Below are 18,946 nucleotides of genomic sequence, written 5' to 3'. Positions count from 1 at the left end.
CCAAAGGCGGCCTTCTTGATTTCATCGGCGACATTTATGAATGCGCCATCGGGCCGGATCGGCGGCCTCGCCGCAACCGTTGGCTCAATTGCCCAAGTGCCCATTTCTCTCGACAGCAGCGCTGAGCGCCGTCACGTTTGACGGGACAGCAACACGCGGCGTGCAGCAATTGGCGCGGGCAATATAGACCTTCACGCCGTCCGCCCTCACACCAGCGACGGCATCGCCCGAAATCACGGAAGCCTCGATACGCTCGCAGACATCGCGAGACATCCACTGCGTCTGCAGATCGCCATTGGCGAGCGTTGCAACGAGCAGCGAACGATCGTCGAGGGCCACGGGAATTTCGCGCGATGCGGATTGTTCGGGCTTGACCGGAAGGCTCGCCGTCCCGCTTGCCGACGCGACAAGAACGACGGAGGCAACAACCTTAGACGCCGTAGAACCAAACATCACATACTCCCCTCACTCAAAGCGCACTAAGCAGCATGAGAGGCTGGCATCCGCCAACCGCGAGGCGGTCGGATTCCCACACAATTCGAGTAGTACACAGGCTCCTGTGTAAAACCTCGCATCATGCCCGCCGCATTCGAACGAGCGAAAGCAAAGAAAAACCCGGCCTCTTTCGAGACCGGGCAATTCACTCAGGCTTGCGCGGCGTTAGTCGCAGTAGCGATATCCATGCCGCCAGTAGCAATCGCCGTAGGCATCGGCCGCGGCAGCACCAACGATAGCTGCACCGATGCCGAGCGCAATCCAACGGCCATTGTGCCAGTAGCCACGGCCGCGATGATGACCGTAACGGTAACGGCCACGGTCATAGCCGCCGTGAGCGTAATGCCGGCCGCCGTATCCATTATCCATGACGCGGACCTGCATCAGCTGTCGTGGAGATCGTTGCGAGCGGCAGAGCGGATGCCAGCGCGGCGGCAATACCGATATATTTTCTCATCATGTTCCTCCAACTTGGCGGGATGCACCCGCGAGTTCGTAGTCGACCAACACCCAAGAACCCGATTTGGTTTCAAACCGGCGCGTTGCGTCGTGCTCGAATTCGTATATGGAGGCGATTAAAGAGCTATTTCAGATGGCTATACGCCACCGCGGTATCGGCGCCGAATTGCAATTCCATTCATCCGATATTCATATTCCGCCGCGGTTTTATTCTTGATCGATTTTTCCAACTAGCCGCTTGCCGGAAATATGCTCGGAAAGATGCCTCGCCTCAGTACCGGCGGTACCGGCCGTAATAGTGAGGCCGGTCAGGTCTTCCGTTACCGCAGGCCCAACTTCTCGTACCGCTCTCGCAGCCGTAACGTTGAAGCAGCTCGGCGTCGCGAGCGCTTATCGGACCTCCGGCGCGCGCATTCGAGCGGGCCGCCTGCAACTCTGCTGCTTCCCCACCGCCCCCGGCATAGGCCGGAACCGCTGCCGCAAGCATGGCCGTACCGGCCGCTATCGCTATCAATCGAGACATCGCATGACCTCCAGGCTTCAGGGACTTAAGTCATCTCTATGCTTCAGGACTTAAGTTGGAAGCCGCTCAAACAATTCAAGCTCCGCGCAGGACGACAAAATTTTCCCGGCCGGGCTTGCCATGGTGATATCGTGAACGAAACGATCCTCACGCAGACGGATTTTGGGTTGCGCAACGCGGCTATGCCGCCAAAGGAGATCGGAAAATGTTCGGACCTGTCATCCCGATCGTATTGCTCATCTACATTCTCGTATGCCTGCGGATCCTTCGGCAATACGAGCGAGGCGTTGTTTTCGCACTCGGTAAATTCGCAGGCGTTCGGGGACCGGGCTTAATATTTCTTTTGACACCGTTTCAAACGATGACGCGCGTTTCGCTCCGCACTGTCACGATGCAAATTCCATCGCAGAAAATCATCACCAAGGACAACGTATCGATCGATATCGCGGCGGTCGCCTACTACCATATTTCCGACCCCGAGAAGTCGGTCATCGCGATCGAAAATGTCTACGAGGCGATCAATCAGATCAGCCAGACGACTGTCCGCAATGTCGTCGGCCGCTTCTCGCTGGATCAGCTCCTGGCGCAAACGACGGACGTCAACGAGCTGATCAAGGAAGTCATCGACACGCACACAGTGCCGTGGGGTACTGTGGTCACGGCAGTCGAAATCAAGGACATCTTCCTCCCCGACAACATGCAGCGCGCGATGGCGCGAGAGGCAGAAGCGGAACGCGAGCGCCGCGCCAAGATCGTCGCGGCCGAAGGCGAATTCCAGGCCGCAGTCCGACTAGGCGAAGCCGCCGACATCATCACTCAGCACCCGGTCGCCCTGCAATTGCGAACGCTGCAGACGATGGCCGAGATCGCGACCGAGAAGAATTCGACCATCATCTTCCCGGCGCAGTTCATGACCACGGTGCAAGACGCACTCGCGGCATTGAAGCCGGCGCCGAAATCCGAAGAGCTACTCGCCCGGCCCAATGGCGATGATGCGAAGCCGATGTGAAATCACGCGCGAGAAAAGCCGCCAAGGATAGGCAAGGCGAGGAATCCCTGGCACCCTCCCCAAGTTGCACGAGACCGCACGCTCGCGTGCGGTCGCGCCCGTTGAACGTAAGGTGTTGATCGCAAGGAGATGGCTTTATGACGGATACCATCCTCGTCTTTTACGGTTCCTATCGAAGTGGCCGGATGGGCATCCGCCTTGCAGACTTCATCGTTTCCGAACTTCGTGCGCGGGGTCATGACGTCGAACTCATCGATGCCAAGGCGGTCGGCCTGCCGATGCTGGATCGCATGTACAAAGAATATAAGCCGGGATCCGCGCCGGCCGCGATGGAGGAACTCGCGAAGAAGATCAAAGCGGCCCATGCCTTTGTCTTCGTGACGGGAGAATACAATTGGGGAATGCAGCCGGGTCTGAAAAATCTCACCGACCATTTCCTGGAGGAGTGGTTTTGGCGTCCGGCGGCAATAGCCAGCTATTCCGCAGGCCGGATCTCTGGCGCAAGATCGAGTTTTACCTGGCACGGCACGCTGTCGGAGATGGGAATGATCGTCATCTCCTCGACTCTTGCGGTTGGCCCGATAGGCCAGACGCTCAACGATAAGGGCGAGCCCCTCGGCGAACCGGGAGCCGCGCTCAAAAAGGCATTCCCACGGTTTGCAGACGACCTCGCATGGTGGACAGAAGCCGCCCGGAGCCAGCGCGCCCGCAAACAACCGCCATATTGATCAATCTTCGAGACGGCACTGATGCGCACCCCCGTGGATTGCCCCACAGGCGCCATACGACCTTTGGGTCATCCCAGATAGCCGCGATGTCTTCTGATTATTGCTGCCGGATCGTCTTCGTGGGGGTTGCTCCATTCATGGAGAAAAAGAGCCCCTTGGAGTCCGCATAAATTCCCGTCGCTGCTTCGTCTGCACACTCCCGGCACTCCACCAGGATCGCATGCAGATTATGCCGGTTCGGAATGGCTTGCGGCGGTATCACGACCTGCACTTCCTGGCCCTGCGCCATGAGGCGCAGCCCGCCGTCAGCCAGAACGTCCGCTTCACACGTACGCTTCTCAAGCGCATCGAGAGAACATTCGTGCCATGTATTCGGGTCGGCTTTGTAGGCGTATGACACCTTCCGCAATTCACCGACACCCGCATTCGAAAAGAGGTTGATGAGAAAATGCGGATACGCGACCGGCTCGCCTTGAAAGAGATATTGAGAGACGACGACATCCTCCTTCGAAGCTGTTCCGAACATGTGATCGGCTACCTTTGTCTGTCTCCTCTTCAAGACGTCGGATAGCTCGCGCAATTCTATTCGCTTGCTGATAACGGCCTCTCCGTGCAGCTCGAAGATGCTGGAGCAAAACTTCGGATACAGCCGGAGAATTTTCTGGATTGAAACATCCAAATAAGCCGGCGGCGTAACCGCACCAACGATATCTTCGATGTAGCGATAATAGGAATGCACGCTGCCGGCGATGAGGGCAGTCAGATCTCTTGCGTAATGGCCCCAGTCCGCATCTGGTCCGGAAGCAAGATAGGCGGCGATATGTTCGAGCTTAGGGCCGTGAAAATGTAGCACCGAAATGGACCGGTTGAATCCGAAAAACGGTCGCCAATTCAAGCCCGCCGGTAACGGATCAAACTTGTCGCGGAAAAATGCGTTGAAGAGCGGCTCGTCCATCCCCGGAAGGAACTTGAACAAGTTGCTTTGACAAAATGCGAAGAATTCATCCTCAACCGAACGAAACCGCTCGACGTTGAAATAGAGAACCCCGCTGTTGAAGCGATCGGTCTGGCTAAGGAGCTGCCTCGGACCAGCCGAAAAAAAGTCCGGCTTCAATTCCGACGTCTGCGGGTCGCAAAAGAAGAAGACATCGCAGTCGGTGTAAAACGCGTGTTCGTCGCCGGCCGCAATGCGGGGGATCTCCGCGCGAAGAAAAGCGCCCTTTCCGTGGATCGGATAGTTCGATGTGCGGTGCGCGTTTTCAATGACGTCCGCCAAGCGCGAACGCGCGATGATCACCTCGACGTCCAACGCCTTGAGCCGGGCGACAAGCGGATCGTCAGCCGGGCCGTCGAAAAGGCAGACCGGGTGCAGCTTCGTGTTTTTTCGCGCGCTCAGCACTGCGAGCTCCGCCCATGCGCCAATTTCGCGATTGGCGCCGAACGCGTCCAGGCAAAAGTACCACTTCAATGCGTCTCTCCAACGAACGGCCGAGGTGTAATCGCTCTAGCCTGCAGCCCCGGACGTAAGTCCCTGAGCCTGGAGCCACGCGTAGTAAGAGTTTCCGGCCGCCTCAAACGGACGTGGAAAGTGGCGCTGAAGATCCGGACGGTTTCTGTAGAGCTCGCGCGCGTACTGCGGGATTCTCTCCCCGTTATCGTACTGCGCGTAGTGCCACCATCTTTCGGGGATTCTCGTGTCGGTCCAACTCGCAACCGCACGTTTGTACCAGGCCCAGATTTCAAAGACCTCGAAACTGTCACCGGCATATCGCATCGTCGCGGTATCGCCGACCTCGCCGAGCTTCGTGAAATGATAGAATTTGAGCAGCTCACCGTTCACCTTGATCGCTCCATCGACGTCGATGGTCACACGCCGACGATTGAGATTCCAGCTGGCGACGTTGTAACCGGGGTCACGAACGATGCCCAACTCGCTGAAGAATGCGGGAGCTAGATCGCACCACTTTTGATCAACAAAAAGGCCGCTCACCGGATCCGAGAAGCAGAACTTCGTAAGGCGATCCTCCCACCATTCGGCGAAGCGGTCACCTTCAGCGTCACTGCGAACTGCAAGAAACCCCAGGTTGAAAGTACCGTGTTTCAGCGAGCCGAATTCGTTATCGCGAATGGAGCTTTCGGTAACCGCAGGATCGAGCTGGTGAGGCGTAAGAAGCGTCGAGTACTCGTCGAGCCCGTCGACGATCGACGTCATTGGTCCGAAAACAGCAACGTCAGGATCGAGGTAGATGACCTTGTCATACTGCTGCAACAGCCGGCGAAGCGCTCGCCCCTTCACGGCGGTGCAGGCCTCGACGATATCGTGCTTGAACAGCCACGCCGAGGTCGCCGATCCGAATAATTCATCGCCCCAAACGATCTCGTCGAATGGCACCGTCTCCGGGTCGAACGTGTATCCGCTCGGCTCGCGATCGGTAATGACCGCGCACATGACCCAGTCGGGATGATAGCGTTTCACCGAAGCCGCGAGAACGGCAGCTTTCGCCAGATAGCTGAACGTGAAACTCGTGAAGCAACAGACTGTCATTGGATCTCACCGAACAGTTCGCGCGCGAAACAACGAAAATCCAAGCTTCCCCGGTGAGGTTCGATTTCCGCCAGGTGTCGTTCGAAGAAGCCGTCGTTCAGGTGTTCGAGCAGCTCGTGCTCGTCGGCCAGAACCATCCCTAAAGACTTGTTTGCAGCCATTCTCGCGACATTCCCGGAATCGCGATTGGTGACAACGTAAGCGCCGGCGGCAGCAGCCTCGTAGACCGCAAAGCAGAACGTCTCAGGACAGAGAGACCAGATGATTGCGTAATCGATCTCGTGCGCCGCGAGCGCATCGCTCATGGCAGCCCGGTCTTCCAGCGAGACGCTGACCTTGACTTGCTCGATCTGAGACTCGCCGATGTCGGCCATTCCAAAATTGTAGAACTTATAGTTCGGATAAGCGCACGCATCGGCAAGCATTTTGAAAACGGGCCAACCCTTGTGCAGCGTCGGGCTTCCGATGAATGCGAATTTTATCGGCTTCGCGGCGTCTCGCGCCGGCCCAGGCCTGCTGGCCAAGGTGCAATGCGGGTGAACGATCGCCCGTCCCTGGAAAAGATGTGATGCCTTTTTCCAGAGATCCAAGGTGGCGTCGGACGGAGACACGACCGTAAATCGCGCTCTCTCGAACATCGCTGTAAATCGGGAAATGTGCTCGCGCCGGCTGTCGCCGTATTTGCAGATCGAGCAGGCTTGCGAATCCGGAGACGGCGCTCCGCAGTACTTGATGTCATTCCGCAGCAGGTTGTAGCCCGGACAAGCGGAGAAGAAATCGTGCAGCCAAAAAAATGTTTGGCTGTCGGGCACGGCATCCGTGAGCGCGAGAACCATCTCGGTCGTGAGACCGTGCATGGCGTGGACGAAAACGGCGGCCTTCGTGAAGCTGGCAGCCACCGGTTCAATAGCCGCAATCAGATTGGCCGCTGTCGTGACGCCGATCACCTCGCCGTTCAAAACCAATCGAACCAACTGACCCGCCCAGTTCTCAGACGCCGCCAAAATCGGAAGCGGCTGAACCGGATGAATGTTCAAGTATGTGCAGCCAAGAGCCAGGCACTCCTGCTGCTCCTGCCTCAGGCACAGCTGAACGCCGCCTATGCTTTCGGTATAATTGTCGTGGCTCAACGAAATCGCGATGCGGCCGTTCGTGCTTTCCACGGACGAAGAAATGACCTGCGCGAGCGCGGTTGCCGTTTTCGGCAGGTATGGTCTCACAGGAATCGTCCAGGCGGAGACGACTTCCGGCAATGACCTCATCGTCCTCAGATAGCGCGTGCGGAATCCGCCCGGCAAAGTCGGAGACCGTCCCTCTCGCCTGCCGCTTCCGATGTAGTGGTAGAAAGGGTTCAAATTCGCGGCAACAACATCGGGGTTCGCCGCCATGTAGTCGTTCGTGGAAAAATCCGCACGAGGGTTTCGTCCCTCACGCCATCCGTCGGTGATGTAATGCGCAACCGGATCGAAATCCTTTTCCGCCTCTTTGACACGTGCGATGTCGCGGTTCGTACGGAGATAGTACTCGCCATCGAACTCTTTGCAGATGATCTGATAGACGAGATCCGACGCCGATACGGCGCTCCCCTTCTTGAGACTTGGCGATAGGCCCTTCCGTCTGCCGACCGTCAGGAAGTGAAAAAAGGGATTGATCCCGGACGCCGACACTTCCGGGTTCGACTGAATGTAAAATTCGGTCGAGAAATCGGCATTGGGGTCGCGCCCCTCTTTCCAGCCCATTTCCACGTAATGATCTAGCGCATCGAAGCCGACCGCCGATGCTGCAACCGCGCGAACGTCATCGTAGCGAGCCAGGTAATACGTGGTGTCGAATTCCGAGGCTATCACCTCGCGCACGAGTCGCTCGATCGAAGCCGCATCCGATCCGCCTTGATCGCTGTTGATCACAACCGGCTGCAACTCGGCCACGCGACGCCGGTAGCGCCTGCGTTTGTCGCGCTTTCGCGGATGGCGAATAGCAGCCATCAACCTCGACCACTTACGCGAACGCTCTAACCCGTGAAAAGTGACCATTTCCCGCTCGTTGAATTATGCGCTTAAGTGCGACGGTAGGATGTTCGAAACCAACAGATCGTTGAGGGACGCCGGATCCGTCATCAGAGACAACGGAAGCAAGACGTGCTTTGCGTCGCTCGCGAGCCTTTCGGCCGGAGCGCCGAGGTCGAACGCATAGACCGGGAACCCCGCCGACAGCGCGATCGACAGCGTGTAGCAATACGTCTCCGGGCACACCGATGGCATCAAAACGACATGCGCCTTCTGGCGCTCGAGTATCGAGATTACCTCGTGTTCTTCGTAGCGGCCCGTGACTTTCAAATTTGGCGGCAACGTTTGCGCGTCGAGATCCGTGTAGCCGACGACGACGAATTCGAGCGGCAAAGAACGCTTCATTGCGTCCCGCGCGCATTCGAGCAAAACGTTGGATCCTTTGTGCGGGCCGATAGCGCCGATGACGGCGACTTTCACGGGGCCATCCGTATATGTCCGCGCGATCCCGGAATGCGTCTGACGGTCTTCCGGATGCGGCTCGACCCGGATTTCAACATCTGGAAAATACTTGCGCACCCGCCGCCGCGTGTCTTCCGAAGGCGCAACGACGCTCCGGCTAGCGAGCAGGAACCGGTGATAGGTCTCTCGCCAGGCGCGAATGTTCGTCGGGAAAAACCTGTCGGCATCCGGATGGATGCTCCTTAGCCTGTCGGGTTGGGCCAAGATGCAACGATCGCACGCCTGGACGCCGGGCTCGCCGCAATACACGCCGCTCTGATCGATGAGCGTGATCTGCGGACAGATCACGGTGTAGTCGTGGAGGTGAACGTCATAGGCAATGCCGGTCAAATCCTTCATCCGCTCGAGCTTTTCGAACAGCGTCACGGACCATCCGGCCGTGCTGTGCACCTCGATCCTGGTTACGTTCAGCTCGACGAGCAAAGCAGCGAACGCCCGTTCATCGGCATCCAGGTCGAAATTCGGAATGTTGGGCAGGTCGAGGCCCGCTCGGTCGCGGTGCAGCTGAATGCCTTTGCCGCTTTTGTCGGGATACGCCGCCAGGATCGCTTCGCCCGATGGCAAGCGCGCGGACCGGTCGCGGAGAAACTTTTCAACGCCCCCACCGAGCGCGTGAGTAAAGACCAACGTCAGCGCCGCCGGAGCCTGGCGCAGCATCCGGGCCACATCGAGCTTCGTCCGGTAAATGCGAGCCGGATCACGTTCGATGAACTTCCCGACAATCTTTTGATAATCGGGGTATTTTTTCGTCAGTGTACGGATTGCTTTTTGCTTGAGCGTCTTTTCTCTTGTTCCGAAAGACCCCGAACCGGAGTGAAAAACGAAAACGTCCAATGCGTGCTTATTGGAAAATCCTAATTCTTTGACCCTCAGGCAGAAGTCATTTTCCTCGCCATAACCCACTCCGAACAATTCGAAATCGAAATAGCCGGCGCTATCGAGTGCCGCGCGGGTGATATACATGCAAAATCCCACGCCCGTCGGAACTTCGAGAGATCGGCCCTTGTTCACGACGGCGGCCAATTGATCCAATTCCGCGAATTCAATTTCGAGAGCCGCAGGATTGGAAGCGCAGAACGTGGGATAGCTGCAAATCTCGCCATTGTTGGTGAATGGCGTCACCGTCCCGACCTTGGCTCCGTTCGCATGACCGCGAAGCCGGTCGATCCAGTGATTGAAAACCAACGTATCGCTGTTGAGGATGATGACGTCCCGGTTCGATCGGCTCATCCCACGATTGATCGCTTTTACGAAACCAAGATTCACCTCGTTCTCGATGAGCGTGATGAGACCCATGGTGCTCAGGCGAACGAGCGCCTCACTCAGCTTCTCGTCCGGCGAAGCATCATTGATGACCACCAGCTCAAACGCCGTTTGGTTCACACTGGAGAGCACCGACGCGATGCAAGCCAACGTATCGGAATATCCCTTGAACACAGGGATGACCACATCGACAACGGCCGCGCCGCTTGCCTGCTCCGCGCGTCCGCCCTTGGTGCTGAGGATCTCTTCGAAGACACTCCACGCCGGTTCCTTGGGAGCATAGGCGGGTCCCGCAGCCGTATTGTTCGCTTGCCGGAGAAAATGCTTCAGGAGCGCGCCGCCGGCAGTACCGATATCCGGATTTGAAAGGCGATAAGCCGCGGGGTCGAACTTTTGCGACGGCCTTCGGTTCTCCTTCTCTCCGACGCGGATGTAGTGCAGCAGCGGATTGAGACCGCTGGCATACACGTCAGGATTGGCTTTCAAGTAGTAAACCGTATCGAACGCGCGGTTGGGTTTCCGCCCCTCGAAAGCCCCACACAAAATGTAGTGGGCCACGGGTTCAATTCTGGAGGCGCGAACGTCGTCGTATTGTTGCAAATACCAATGACGATCGAAGAGACCGGACCTCTCCAGAGTTCTGCATGTCTTCGCGAGTTTGCTCTTGCCGAACTTGCGAGCCAGCGTTCCAAGCGCGCTTCGTCGCCGGACTGCGAGGTTACTCTTCAGCACGTACTGCATCAAAGTCGATGCTTTGAAGTCAGATAGGCGAAGCTCTTCGGAGAGGGAATTCCGTTCGATTTGCGAAAGCGCAGACCGGTCTTCGTGGTTGGAAAATGTCAGTCGAGGACTGTCCTCATCGTCGTCCCTCACAATAGAATACCCACCCTCAGTTTATCGGATCAACCGCGCTGACCTCAATGAGGCGGTTGTCTGCGTAATCGCTTTCAGGTCGTCATCACTGCAAAGGACCTCGGGCACATACCGACGCCCATATAAACTTTGGGGGAAACAGTGAGTTTCATAGTCGGCAAATCCGGCTACGCGGCACACCCACTCCGTGTCAATTGGCGAATTAAAATTGCCAATGCCCGCCCCCACGGACCGCGCTTAAGTGCCGGGAAAAGAACTAAACACACAACCACAAAGCGTCAACGATCAATTCCATCCTCTCGGGAACGACGCTTCTTCAAATTGCATTCGTGTTTCTATTGCATCATTCGACAGTCTATGCCCAACGGCTGTATCAGTGACGCTTGCACGGCAGACAGGAGTGAATTCCGGCGCGAGTGCTCGAAGGACCAAAGGTGCGTCGGCCGCGAAGGCGGCAGCGGCTCTGAATCGACTCGCACTCCCGTGCGGCCGCGTGACGAATTATTGGGCGATGCAAATAAACGGCCCGTCGGTTGTCAGGCCACCGGGCGCGCGTCTTTCAATTTCGAAAAGTCTTATGTGCGACTCCGAAGGGTCCGCTTTCGCGATCGGTCCTTCCGGCAGGCGAACGAAGTTATTGATGTTGGTGGTGAGCCCGGTTGGGATCGAACCAACGACCCTCTGATTAAAAGTCAGATGCTCTACCGCTGAGCTACGGGCCCTTTTAACGCACCAAATCAATAACTTGGACGAAAGCATTCCGTCCGGCGCCATTCCGGCCCATGCCTCGCCGCAGCCCTTGGAAGGATGCGGCGCGTCGAGCGCCGAAGCGAGCTTATAGAAACGGTGCTCGGAACCCGCAACCCTCATTCCACCAGCTCTTCTGACGGATGGTCGCAGCCCTGCATAAACGTGGGTGGCTCGCGCTCGGCTTGGGCGGTATACCACACCCAACAAGTCGCCTCGCCTTTTCGGCGCTCGCGACCGGCATCGAACAGGAATTGCCATGGCTGACACCGAAGCCCTCGCCGAAATTGAACAGCGCATCGCGATCATCCGCGACAATCTTCGCGAGCTTGTCGAACAAGCCGCCGGCTACTCAGGCGCCGCCGATGACGAACTCAATTCCGACCGGATCGCAACCCAGCAAGCTCAACTCGACGCCCTTCTCAAGGAGCGAGACGCCCTGCTCAAGAAAAAGTAGCCCCTCGCATCGCCGCGCGACTCATCGAGTGACCTGACCCGCTATCCCTCCCGCTAATCCGCAGCGCGCCGCCGGCCTACTCCTCTGGCCGCGTGCTCGCGCACCGCATCTGAAGCCTCGCAAACATGCCCGATCGGCTAAAGGCCATTCTCTTGATGTGCACGGCGGTGACGCTGTTCGCCGCCCTCGACACGGCAGCAAAGTATCTCTGCACGACAACGCCAATTCCGGTTTCGCAAATCGTCTGGGTCCGGTTCGCAGGCCAGGTCTTGTGCATGGCGCTCGTGCTGGGCCCGGCGACGATCCCGAAGCTCCTGAAGACGAAAAATCTCACGCTTCAGCTGACCCGGTCGACGCTCATGCTCGTGACGACGATCTGCAATTTCATTGCCGTCACCTATCTGCGGCTCGACCAGACGCTTTCTATCACGTTCTTGACGCCGCTGATCGTTGCAGCACTTGCCGTTCCCCTGCTTGGCGAACACATCGGCTGGCACCGTGCCGCGGCGATTTTCGTCGGATTCCTCGGTGTTCTGGTCGTCGTCCGGCCGGGCGTCAGCACCGTGCATCCCGCATTCATCGCGGCATTTCTCTCGATGCTCGCCTACTCCCTGCTGATTATCGTCACCCGCCGCCTTTCGGAGTTCGACACCTCACTCGTGACGCTGTTCTACGGAACCGTCGTCGGAAGCATCGTCTCCGCCCCCTTCGCCATCAGCGAATGGCTATGGCCGGACAGCGCTTCGACGTGGGTTCTGCTGTTGGCGCTCGGCGCACTCGGCGGCGGCGGTCACTATCTGATCATCCAGGCCTACAAGCACGCGCCGGTCTCGGCCGTGACGCCGTTTCTCTATTTCGAGCTCATCAGCATGATCACGCTAAGCTACCTCGTGTTCGGCGATCGGCCGGATCGGTGGAGCTTCGCCGGATCGCTCGTTATCGTCGTGTCGGGGCTTTACCTGATCCATCGCGAACGCATCGCACACCGGGAGAGTCTTATTGCTCTTGAGCCGTTGGAGCAGCGGTGATGCGCGCCTTCGTCTCCGCCGCCCATGCATCGAAGCGGCCGTCGTCGATCGCCGACCGCATCGCCGCCATCAGGTCCTGATAGAAGACGGTGTTGACCCACGACAGGATCATCGCGCCGAGATATTCGCCCGATTTGATCAGGTGATGAATGTAGGCGCGGGAATACTCGCGCGCGGCCGGACACGAGCTCAGCGCATCGAGCGGAGACGGATCCTCGGCATGCTTGGCATTGCGCATGTTGACCGGACCGTTCCACGTAAAGGCATAGCCGTGGCGGCCGTTCCGCGTCGGCATCACACAGTCGAACATGTCGACTCCGAGCCGTACGGATTCGATCAGATCAAGCGGCGTGCCCACACCCATCAGATAGCGCGGCTTATCGGCCGGAAGATGCGGTAGCGTCTCGCCGAGCGTCGCGATCATGGCCTCATGCCCCTCGCCGACCGCGAGCCCGCCGACCGCGTAGCCCGGAAAATCCATCCCAACGAGCGCTTCCGCCGACCGCCGGCGAAGCTCCACATCCGTACCGCCTTGCACGATGGCGAACAGCGCTTGCCCCGGTCCAGCGCCGCCGGACGCAAGTTGCATCTCGAACGCGCGTTTCGACCGCTCGGCCCAGCGAAGCGATAATTCCATCGCTCGCTCGACCTCCTTTCGCTCGGCCGGAAGCTCGATGCATTCGTCGAACTGCATCTGAATGTCGGAACCGAGCAGACATTGAATCTCGATCGAGCGTTCCGGCGACAGCATGTGTCGCGAGCCGTCGATATGCGATTGGAAGGTGACGCCCTCTTCCGTGATTTTGCGGATCTTGCCGAGGCTCATCACCTGGAAGCCGCCCGAGTCGGTGAGAATAGGCTTCTCCCAGCGCATGAATTTGTGCAGGCCGCCGAGCTTCGCGACGCGCTCCGCACCGGGCCGCAGCATCAGATGATACGTGTTGCCGAGTAGGATATCGGCGCCTGCGTCGCGCACCTGCTCCGGATAAAGCGCCTTGACGGTCGCGACCGTGCCGACCGGCATGAACGCTGGCGTGCGGATCACGCCGCGCGGCGTAACGATCTCGCCGCGACGCGCGTTGCCGTCCTGCTTCAGAAGGCGATAGCCGAATGCCGGCGAGGGTTTCTCAGTCACGTGTTCCGGTGTCGCAACGTTCATCGATCTCAATTCAAAAAAACAGTGGCCGCCGGCGAGGCGATTGATCCCCGACCGGCGGCAAGACTGGATATACCTCTTACTTCCCGATCTTCTCGACGACGCCCTTGCCAGGCTCGACGATGAGCTTGCTGAAGTTCGGCGCCGCATCGCTATGCACCAGATCCATCGTCGGAGCGCCCGTCGTGATGAAGGCGTTGATGTCCTTCGCAACGGTTTCGCCCGCCGACCATTGGATGTTGTGGCCGATGTCGGTCTCCTGGGCTCCGGAAGCCGGCAGCGGAAGCTTCCCATATTCCTTCCAGTAGAACGTTAAGCCCGACTTGGCGGCAGCCGCCTTGAGCGCCGCTTTGATCTCGTCCTGATCCTTCGCCAGATAGATGCTGTCCTGCGTCGCCCACATGACGAGGGTCGGCACCGACATGCTCTCTAGTCGCGCGGTATTGTCCTGCGCGAGAAGCCCTTTCGTCGCGCCGATCCACGTGCCGAGCTTCGTCTTCGCCGTCTCCGGGGTGTAAGGCTCCAGGAACGAGGCCTCCGCAGCCGGATCGATGGTCCAGTTTGCCGCAATCCACTCGCTGGCCTTCGGATCGGCATCGAGCGGCGTCAACTCGTAGACGTCGGCCGGAAACGCCTTGCCCTGCGCCTCCAAAGATTTCTTCCAGGCTCCTTCGATGGTCTGATTGAGAACGAAATCGCCCAGCGCCGCATTGCCGACGCTCTTCGCCCCCGTCGCATTCAAAATCGCGTGGCCGACCATCTCGGGATGCGTGAGCGCGATCTCTTGCACCACGAACGAACCCATCGAATGTCCGGCAAGATCGGCTTTGTGAATGCCCTTCTCGTCCATGAAGGCGATCACGTCGCCGGCGAGGTCCGATATGCGATAGCAGGTCTCCGGAGCCGCCGCGCATGTCTTGGCGTCGGGCATGCTGCTCTGGCCATGGCCGCGCAGATCGACCGCAATGATGCGCAGCTTGGGATCGAGCTTGTGGAGCGCGTCCATCGTCAGCATCCAGGACCGCGCGCTGTCGGTCAAACCGTGGATGAGAATGACGGGGCGGCCGTCGGCTGGCCCGACCTCGACGTACGCCATGTCGATGCCCGTCGGCAGTTTTTGCACGCAGCGCGGAACATTGACCGAAGTGCAAGCTTCGTCGGCCTTTGCAACGTCCACTGAAAAAGGAACGAGTGGGGCCGCTGCAAACCAAACGAGTGCCGCGAAGGCCCGTGCAATGCCGGTTCTCGATGTAATGCCGGTTCTCGATGTCATGGAAACACCCAGCTGTATGATGACGCGACGCAATGAGTGGCTTCGACCGGATCGCGCGGTCCTTCCTCGCTGCCGGTCCTGCTATATCAGCCGGGGGTGCGGAATAGAAGCGAAGCGTCGCCGTAGGAATAGAACCGGTAGCCGGAGCGGATCGCATGACCGTAGGCCGCGCGCATGGTGCCGAGGCCCGCGAATGCCGACACGAGCATGAAGAGCGTCGAGCGCGGCAGATGGAAATTGGTCATCAAGATATCGATGGTCTTGAAGCGATAACCGGGCGTTATGAAGATCGCCGTCTCGCCCGACCAGGGCACGATTGCGCCGTCGTCCTTCGCCGCGCTTTCGAGAAGACGGAGCGACGTCGTACCGACGGCCACGATCCGCCCGCCGCGCGCCCTGACGTCGTTGAGCGCCGACGCTGTTTCCGGCGAAACCTCTCCCCATTCGGAATGCATCACGTGCGCGTCGGTATCGTCGGCCTTGACGGGAAGAAACGTACCCGGCCCGACATGCAGCGTCACGAAATGGCGCGAGATCCCTCGCGCGTCCAACGCCGCCAGCAGCTCGGGCGTGAAATGCAGCCCGGCCGTCGGCGCGGCAACCGCGCCCTCCTTGCTGGCATAAACCGTCTGATAGCTTTCACGATCGCGAACGTCGCTCTCCCGCTTCAGCGCAATGTAAGGCGGCAACGGCATCAGCCCCACGGCCTTGACCGCATCGTCAAGCGCATCACCCGTCAGATCGAACGCAAGCTCGACCTCGCCCGCCTCGCCCTTCGCTGCGACCGTCGCGTCGAGCGCGCCGAGCATGCAGGAATCCTGATCGTGACCAAAGTGCACGCGGTCGCCCGCCTCGAGGCGCTTCGCCGGACGCGCAAAAGCCCGCCACGAATTTTCGCCCGTCCGCTTCGTCAGATTGAAATCGACCTTCGCCCGCGTCTCGCCGCGAATGCGGAAACCGGAAAGCGCCGCCGGAATAACCTTAGTATCGTTGAAGACGAGCGCATCACCCGGACGCAGCAGGCTCGGTAAATCGCGCACGCTCTGATCTGCAAGATCGGCGTCGTCACGCGCGCAACTGCCTTGAACCGGATGCACGACGAGAAGGCGCGCAGCATCGCGCGGTTCCGCGGGATAAAGCGCGATGGCGCTGTCGGGTAATTCGAAATCGAAGAGATCGGTACGCATGATCGGGCTAGCTCAGCGCTTGGCGAGCGCCTCCGCAATGGCAAGAACAGCGACGAGCAGCCAGCTGACGATCATCAAGCTCCCGCCGACGGGCGCCAGCATCTGATACGTCGCGTCGTTCGTGAACGTATGAAACGCGATCTCGCCGGTGAAGAGCGAAGCAGCAAAGAGCATCAGAAGCGCCGTCGCACTCCAGAGCTTCCGCCAGGCCGCACGCATCGCGACGGCAAAAATTCCGACCGACGCAGCGGCGTGCAGCGTCAGCATCGTCGCCGCCGTTCCGAGCGCTGGACTGTCGACCTTATGAGCGGCCGCCGCGGCAAGCCCGACGCCCGCGGCACCCGCGAGGCCTGCCCATACCAGAATGAGAAAAGGCGCGCTTTGAGGCGCGCCTTGACCGTTGTTGCCGACGTCGCGCATCAGGCTGCGTCCGCTGCGACGCGAACCTTGACCATCTTGTCCGGGTTCTGCGGCGGCTCGCCCTTGGCGATCTTGTCGACGTTTTCCATGCCGTCGATCACCTTGCCCCAGACCGTATACTGCTTGTCGAGGAACGTCGCGTCATCGAAGCAGATGAAGAACTGGCTGTTCGCCGAGTTGGGGTTCGCCGACCGCGCCATCGAGCAGACGCCGCGCACGTGCGGCTCGGCGTTGAACTCGGCCGGCAGGTTCGGCAGATCCGAGCTGCCGGTTCCGCGTCCCTGCGGACAGCCGGTTTGCGCCATGAAGCCCGGGATCACGCGGTGGAAAACGATGCCGTCGTAGAAGCCATTGCGAGCGAGCGTCTTGATACGCTCGACATGCTTCGGCGCGAGATCGGGGCGCAGCTCGATCGTGACGGGCCCTTTCGTTGTCTCGATGACGAGCGTGTTTTCCGGATCTTTGATTTCGGCCATAAGACCATCCTTTCTTGAAGTCTTTTCTTCCCTGCGTCCCCGCGGATATGGCCAGGGATATGGCCAGAGATATGGGAAGGGTCGGAAGTTATTGCACGTAGACTTTCTGCATGATGTCCGGGTTGGTTACCGTTCCGGAACCCGGTGCGCCGCGCTTGATCAGATCGACGAACTCCATGCCTTCGACCACCTGGCCGAAAATCGTGTAGCTGCCCTTGAGGCTCGCGCAGCCGATGCTGTTGAAGCAGATAAAGAACTGGCTGTTCGCGGAATTCGGGTCGGATGTGCGCGCCATCGCGACAGTGCCGCGCTTGAACTCTTCATTCGAGAACTCGGCCGGAAGATCGGGAAGCTTCGAGCCGCCTGCGCCCGTTCCCGTCGGATCGCCGGTCTGGGCCATGAAGTCCTCCATGACGCGATGCCATTTAATGCCGTTGTAGAAACCCTGATTGGCGAGCGTCTTGATCTGCTCGACGGTCTTTGGCGCGAGATCGGGCCTGAGCTGAATGACGACCTTTCCGCTCTTGAGCTCGATGACGAGCTTGTCGCCAGCGGCACGCGCCGGCATGTCTCCGAACGCGGTCATCGCAAGCAACGACGCGAGAATTACCGAAAGAAGTCTGACCATTGGCGCTCCTCGTGGATTTATGATTTCGCCGGCGTTTCCATTTGCCGATCACGGCCATCCGATGTGGCGGCGGGCAGTGTTGCCGCCCTTATGGCGATTTGACGGCTGACCCGCAAGTGACCGCTTGGCCAGCCGGCCGCCACTTACCAAGGCATTGAGCTACGGCCGGAGCTTCATACCCCGCGAGCGGCCCGCGGGCTTGCCCTCCGGCGGGGGAGGCTCCACCCGGGACGCTTTTAATAATGACGCCTCGTCGAGCGTCGCCAGCAGATGCCGGGCAAGATCCTGCACGATGCCCGCCGGAGAAACCGTTACCCCTTCGCGAACGAGCCTGGCGAACTGCTGATCGCGATGCAGACCGCGGCCAATGCCGCCGCCCTTCGCAACCACCCGATGCCACGGAACGAGGTCGCGTTCATCTTCCGAAAGCTGGGATAGCATCGTGACGGCGAGAGGCGCCGGAATGCCGGTCTCCGCCGCAAGGCACTCCGCCGTCGTCACGCGCCCGACCGGAATTTTGCGAAGAAGCGTCAGCAGCTCGGCTTTTGATCGTGAGGCCATGATGTCGGCCTATCGTGTTTTCGTCCCTTTTGCCTTGAGACGCTTCAGCACGGCTTTCGACACGAACGGCGACGGATCGCCCCCCATCGACGCGACGGCGCGAACGAGGTTCGCAGCGATATGCCGGACGGACGGCGATGCCGCCACGTAGACGGTCTGAATCTCCGGCGCCATCTCGCCGTTCATGCCCGCCATCTGCATTTCGTAATCGAAGTCGGTGCCGTCGCGAAGACCGCGGATAATGATCGACGCCTTGTTGGCGCGCGCCGCATCGACCGCGAGGCCCGAGAATGTAACGATGGCGATCTCAGTCTTCGTCGCCTCGGCGATTGCGCGCACTTCGTCTTCGAGCATCGCCACGCGCTCGGCTTCGTCGAACATCGGAGCCTTGCCCGGATTGACGCCGATGCCGATGACGAGCTTGTCCAGAAGGCCCGCCGCGCGCCGGATGACGTCCGTATGCCCGAGCGTCACTGGATCGAAAGAACCGGAATAGAAGCCGATACGGATCATGATAGCCTTCGCAATTCAGGAAACTCCTGAATAGCGTCGGCCGTGCCAATTGCCCAGAGGGATCGGCGAGCAACGGG

19 protein-coding genes and 1 tRNA gene are annotated in these 18,946 nt (G+C 59.4%); 4 read left to right on the top strand and 16 right to left on the bottom strand.

Annotated features, from left to right (window positions below; genetic code table 11):
- Positions 1-84 precede the first annotated feature (84 nt).
- The 3 genes from K2Q04_RS04865 to K2Q04_RS04855 form a co-directional block, all read right to left on the bottom strand.
- A complete protein-coding gene (locus tag K2Q04_RS04865; RefSeq protein WP_291160053.1) occupies positions 85-453 on the bottom strand; it encodes a hypothetical protein in 369 nt (122 codons plus the stop codon).
- Positions 454-660: 207 nt separating this feature from the next.
- Positions 661-864, bottom strand: a complete 204-nt coding sequence (locus K2Q04_RS04860) for a hypothetical protein (RefSeq protein ID WP_291160051.1) — start codon at positions 862-864, stop codon at positions 661-663.
- A 361-nt stretch (positions 865-1,225) separates the two neighbouring features.
- Positions 1,226-1,477 carry a hypothetical protein gene (locus K2Q04_RS04855; RefSeq protein WP_291160048.1) on the bottom strand — a complete coding sequence of 84 codons (252 nt, stop codon included), beginning with the start codon at positions 1,475-1,477 and terminating at the stop codon, positions 1,226-1,228.
- Between the two features lie 205 nt (positions 1,478-1,682).
- Between K2Q04_RS04855 and K2Q04_RS04850 the strand changes: the two genes are divergently transcribed.
- Both K2Q04_RS04850 and K2Q04_RS04845 read left to right on the top strand, forming a co-directional pair.
- On the top strand, positions 1,683-2,486 hold the full coding sequence (locus K2Q04_RS04850; protein WP_291160044.1) for an SPFH domain-containing protein: 804 nt from the start codon (positions 1,683-1,685) through the stop codon (positions 2,484-2,486).
- A gap of 137 nt (positions 2,487-2,623) precedes the next feature.
- Entirely contained in the window at positions 2,624-3,214 is a 591-nt protein-coding gene (locus K2Q04_RS04845) for an NAD(P)H-dependent oxidoreductase (protein WP_291160043.1), read from the top strand.
- Between the two features lie 97 nt (positions 3,215-3,311).
- Here the strand turns inward: K2Q04_RS04845 and K2Q04_RS04840 are convergent, their stop codons facing one another.
- The 5 genes from K2Q04_RS04840 to K2Q04_RS04820 form a co-directional block, all read right to left on the bottom strand.
- The gene (locus K2Q04_RS04840) at positions 3,312-4,682 is read right to left on the bottom strand and encodes a hypothetical protein (RefSeq protein ID WP_291160040.1); all 1,371 of its coding nucleotides are present in this window, start codon (positions 4,680-4,682) and stop codon (positions 3,312-3,314) included.
- A gap of 36 nt (positions 4,683-4,718) precedes the next feature.
- Entirely contained in the window at positions 4,719-5,759 is a 1,041-nt protein-coding gene (locus tag K2Q04_RS04835) for a hypothetical protein (RefSeq protein WP_291160037.1), read from the bottom strand.
- Positions 5,756-7,744 carry a hypothetical protein gene (locus tag K2Q04_RS04830; RefSeq protein WP_291160033.1) on the bottom strand — a complete coding sequence of 663 codons (1,989 nt, stop codon included), beginning with the start codon at positions 7,742-7,744 and terminating at the stop codon, positions 5,756-5,758. The genes K2Q04_RS04835 and K2Q04_RS04830 overlap by 4 nt, the downstream gene beginning before the upstream one ends.
- Before the next feature lie 63 nt (positions 7,745-7,807).
- Positions 7,808-10,423: a glycosyltransferase gene (locus K2Q04_RS04825; protein ID WP_291160031.1), complete on the bottom strand. Its 2,616-nt coding sequence runs from the start codon at positions 10,421-10,423 to the stop codon at positions 7,808-7,810.
- A 647-nt stretch (positions 10,424-11,070) separates the two neighbouring features.
- Positions 11,071-11,145 (bottom strand) — tRNA-Lys (locus K2Q04_RS04820).
- Between the two features lie 284 nt (positions 11,146-11,429).
- Here K2Q04_RS04820 and K2Q04_RS04815 point away from each other — a divergent pair.
- Entirely contained in the window at positions 11,430-11,627 is a 198-nt protein-coding gene (locus tag K2Q04_RS04815; protein WP_291160029.1) for a hypothetical protein, read from the top strand.
- Between the two features lie 125 nt (positions 11,628-11,752).
- Positions 11,753-12,655, top strand: a complete 903-nt coding sequence (locus tag K2Q04_RS04810; RefSeq protein WP_291160026.1) for a DMT family transporter — start codon at positions 11,753-11,755, stop codon at positions 12,653-12,655.
- Here the strand turns inward: K2Q04_RS04810 and tgt are convergent.
- The 8 genes from tgt to coaD all read right to left on the bottom strand — a co-directional run bounded on the left by tgt (position 12,624) and on the right by coaD (position 18,869).
- A complete protein-coding gene (gene tgt, locus K2Q04_RS04805) occupies positions 12,624-13,814 on the bottom strand; it encodes a tRNA guanosine(34) transglycosylase Tgt (protein ID WP_291160023.1) in 1,191 nt (396 codons plus the stop codon). The genes K2Q04_RS04810 and tgt overlap by 32 nt on opposite strands.
- 76 nt (positions 13,815-13,890) lie before the next feature.
- The gene (locus K2Q04_RS04800) at positions 13,891-15,084 is read right to left on the bottom strand and encodes an alpha/beta hydrolase (RefSeq protein WP_291160021.1); all 1,194 of its coding nucleotides are present in this window, start codon (positions 15,082-15,084) and stop codon (positions 13,891-13,893) included.
- A gap of 86 nt (positions 15,085-15,170) precedes the next feature.
- Positions 15,171-16,271 carry a tRNA preQ1(34) S-adenosylmethionine ribosyltransferase-isomerase QueA gene (gene queA, locus K2Q04_RS04795; RefSeq protein WP_291160019.1) on the bottom strand — a complete coding sequence of 367 codons (1,101 nt, stop codon included), beginning with the start codon at positions 16,269-16,271 and terminating at the stop codon, positions 15,171-15,173.
- A 12-nt stretch (positions 16,272-16,283) separates the two neighbouring features.
- Positions 16,284-16,691, bottom strand: a complete 408-nt coding sequence (locus K2Q04_RS04790) for a DUF423 domain-containing protein (RefSeq protein WP_291160016.1) — start codon at positions 16,689-16,691, stop codon at positions 16,284-16,286.
- Positions 16,691-17,158, bottom strand: a complete 468-nt coding sequence (locus K2Q04_RS04785) for a peptidylprolyl isomerase (RefSeq protein ID WP_291160162.1) — start codon at positions 17,156-17,158, stop codon at positions 16,691-16,693. The genes K2Q04_RS04790 and K2Q04_RS04785 overlap by 1 nt, the downstream gene beginning before the upstream one ends.
- A gap of 97 nt (positions 17,159-17,255) precedes the next feature.
- Entirely contained in the window at positions 17,256-17,795 is a 540-nt protein-coding gene (locus K2Q04_RS04780; RefSeq protein ID WP_291160013.1) for a peptidylprolyl isomerase, read from the bottom strand.
- Between the two features lie 159 nt (positions 17,796-17,954).
- Positions 17,955-18,356: an MGMT family protein gene (locus K2Q04_RS04775; RefSeq protein ID WP_291160010.1), complete on the bottom strand. Its 402-nt coding sequence runs from the start codon at positions 18,354-18,356 to the stop codon at positions 17,955-17,957.
- A gap of 9 nt (positions 18,357-18,365) precedes the next feature.
- Positions 18,366-18,869 (bottom strand): pantetheine-phosphate adenylyltransferase, encoded by a 504-nt coding sequence (gene coaD / locus K2Q04_RS04770; protein ID WP_291160009.1) that lies wholly within the window; start codon positions 18,867-18,869, stop codon positions 18,366-18,368.
- Positions 18,870-18,946 lie beyond the last annotated feature (77 nt).

Source organism: Hyphomicrobium sp. (genome assembly GCF_019753045.1).
Taxonomy (GTDB): domain Bacteria; phylum Pseudomonadota; class Alphaproteobacteria; order Rhizobiales; family Hyphomicrobiaceae; genus Hyphomicrobium_B.
Note: the sequence above shows the minus strand (reverse complement) of the source record. Positions and strands in the feature narration are given on the sequence as shown.

Bases quoted from the DNA above. Each gene is read 5' to 3' on its own strand.
- K2Q04_RS04865 (WP_291160053.1), bottom strand. From the start codon at position 453: ATGTTTGGTTCTACGGCGTCTAAGGTTGTTGCCTCCGTCGTTCTTGTC.
- tgt (WP_291160023.1), bottom strand. From the start codon at position 13,814: ATGAACGTTGCGACACCGGAACACGTGACTGAGAAACCCTCGCCGGCA.
- K2Q04_RS04850 (WP_291160044.1), top strand. From the start codon at position 1,683: ATGTTCGGACCTGTCATCCCGATCGTATTGCTCATCTACATTCTCGTA.
- K2Q04_RS04845 (WP_291160043.1), top strand. From the start codon at position 2,624: ATGACGGATACCATCCTCGTCTTTTACGGTTCCTATCGAAGTGGCCGG.
- queA (WP_291160019.1), bottom strand. From the start codon at position 16,271: ATGCGTACCGATCTCTTCGATTTCGAATTACCCGACAGCGCCATCGCG.
- coaD (WP_291160009.1), bottom strand. From the start codon at position 18,869: ATGATCCGTATCGGCTTCTATTCCGGTTCTTTCGATCCAGTGACGCTC.
- K2Q04_RS04780 (WP_291160013.1), bottom strand. From the start codon at position 17,795: ATGGTCAGACTTCTTTCGGTAATTCTCGCGTCGTTGCTTGCGATGACC.
- K2Q04_RS04790 (WP_291160016.1), bottom strand. From the start codon at position 16,691: ATGCGCGACGTCGGCAACAACGGTCAAGGCGCGCCTCAAAGCGCGCCT.
- K2Q04_RS04800 (WP_291160021.1), bottom strand. From the start codon at position 15,084: ATGACATCGAGAACCGGCATTACATCGAGAACCGGCATTGCACGGGCC.
- K2Q04_RS04830 (WP_291160033.1), bottom strand. From the start codon at position 7,744: ATGGCTGCTATTCGCCATCCGCGAAAGCGCGACAAACGCAGGCGCTAC.
- K2Q04_RS04855 (WP_291160048.1), bottom strand. From the start codon at position 1,477: ATGTCTCGATTGATAGCGATAGCGGCCGGTACGGCCATGCTTGCGGCA.
- K2Q04_RS04810 (WP_291160026.1), top strand. From the start codon at position 11,753: ATGCCCGATCGGCTAAAGGCCATTCTCTTGATGTGCACGGCGGTGACG.
- K2Q04_RS04815 (WP_291160029.1), top strand. From the start codon at position 11,430: ATGGCTGACACCGAAGCCCTCGCCGAAATTGAACAGCGCATCGCGATC.
- K2Q04_RS04860 (WP_291160051.1), bottom strand. From the start codon at position 864: ATGGATAATGGATACGGCGGCCGGCATTACGCTCACGGCGGCTATGAC.
- K2Q04_RS04835 (WP_291160037.1), bottom strand. From the start codon at position 5,759: ATGACAGTCTGTTGCTTCACGAGTTTCACGTTCAGCTATCTGGCGAAA.
- K2Q04_RS04775 (WP_291160010.1), bottom strand. From the start codon at position 18,356: ATGGCCTCACGATCAAAAGCCGAGCTGCTGACGCTTCTTCGCAAAATT.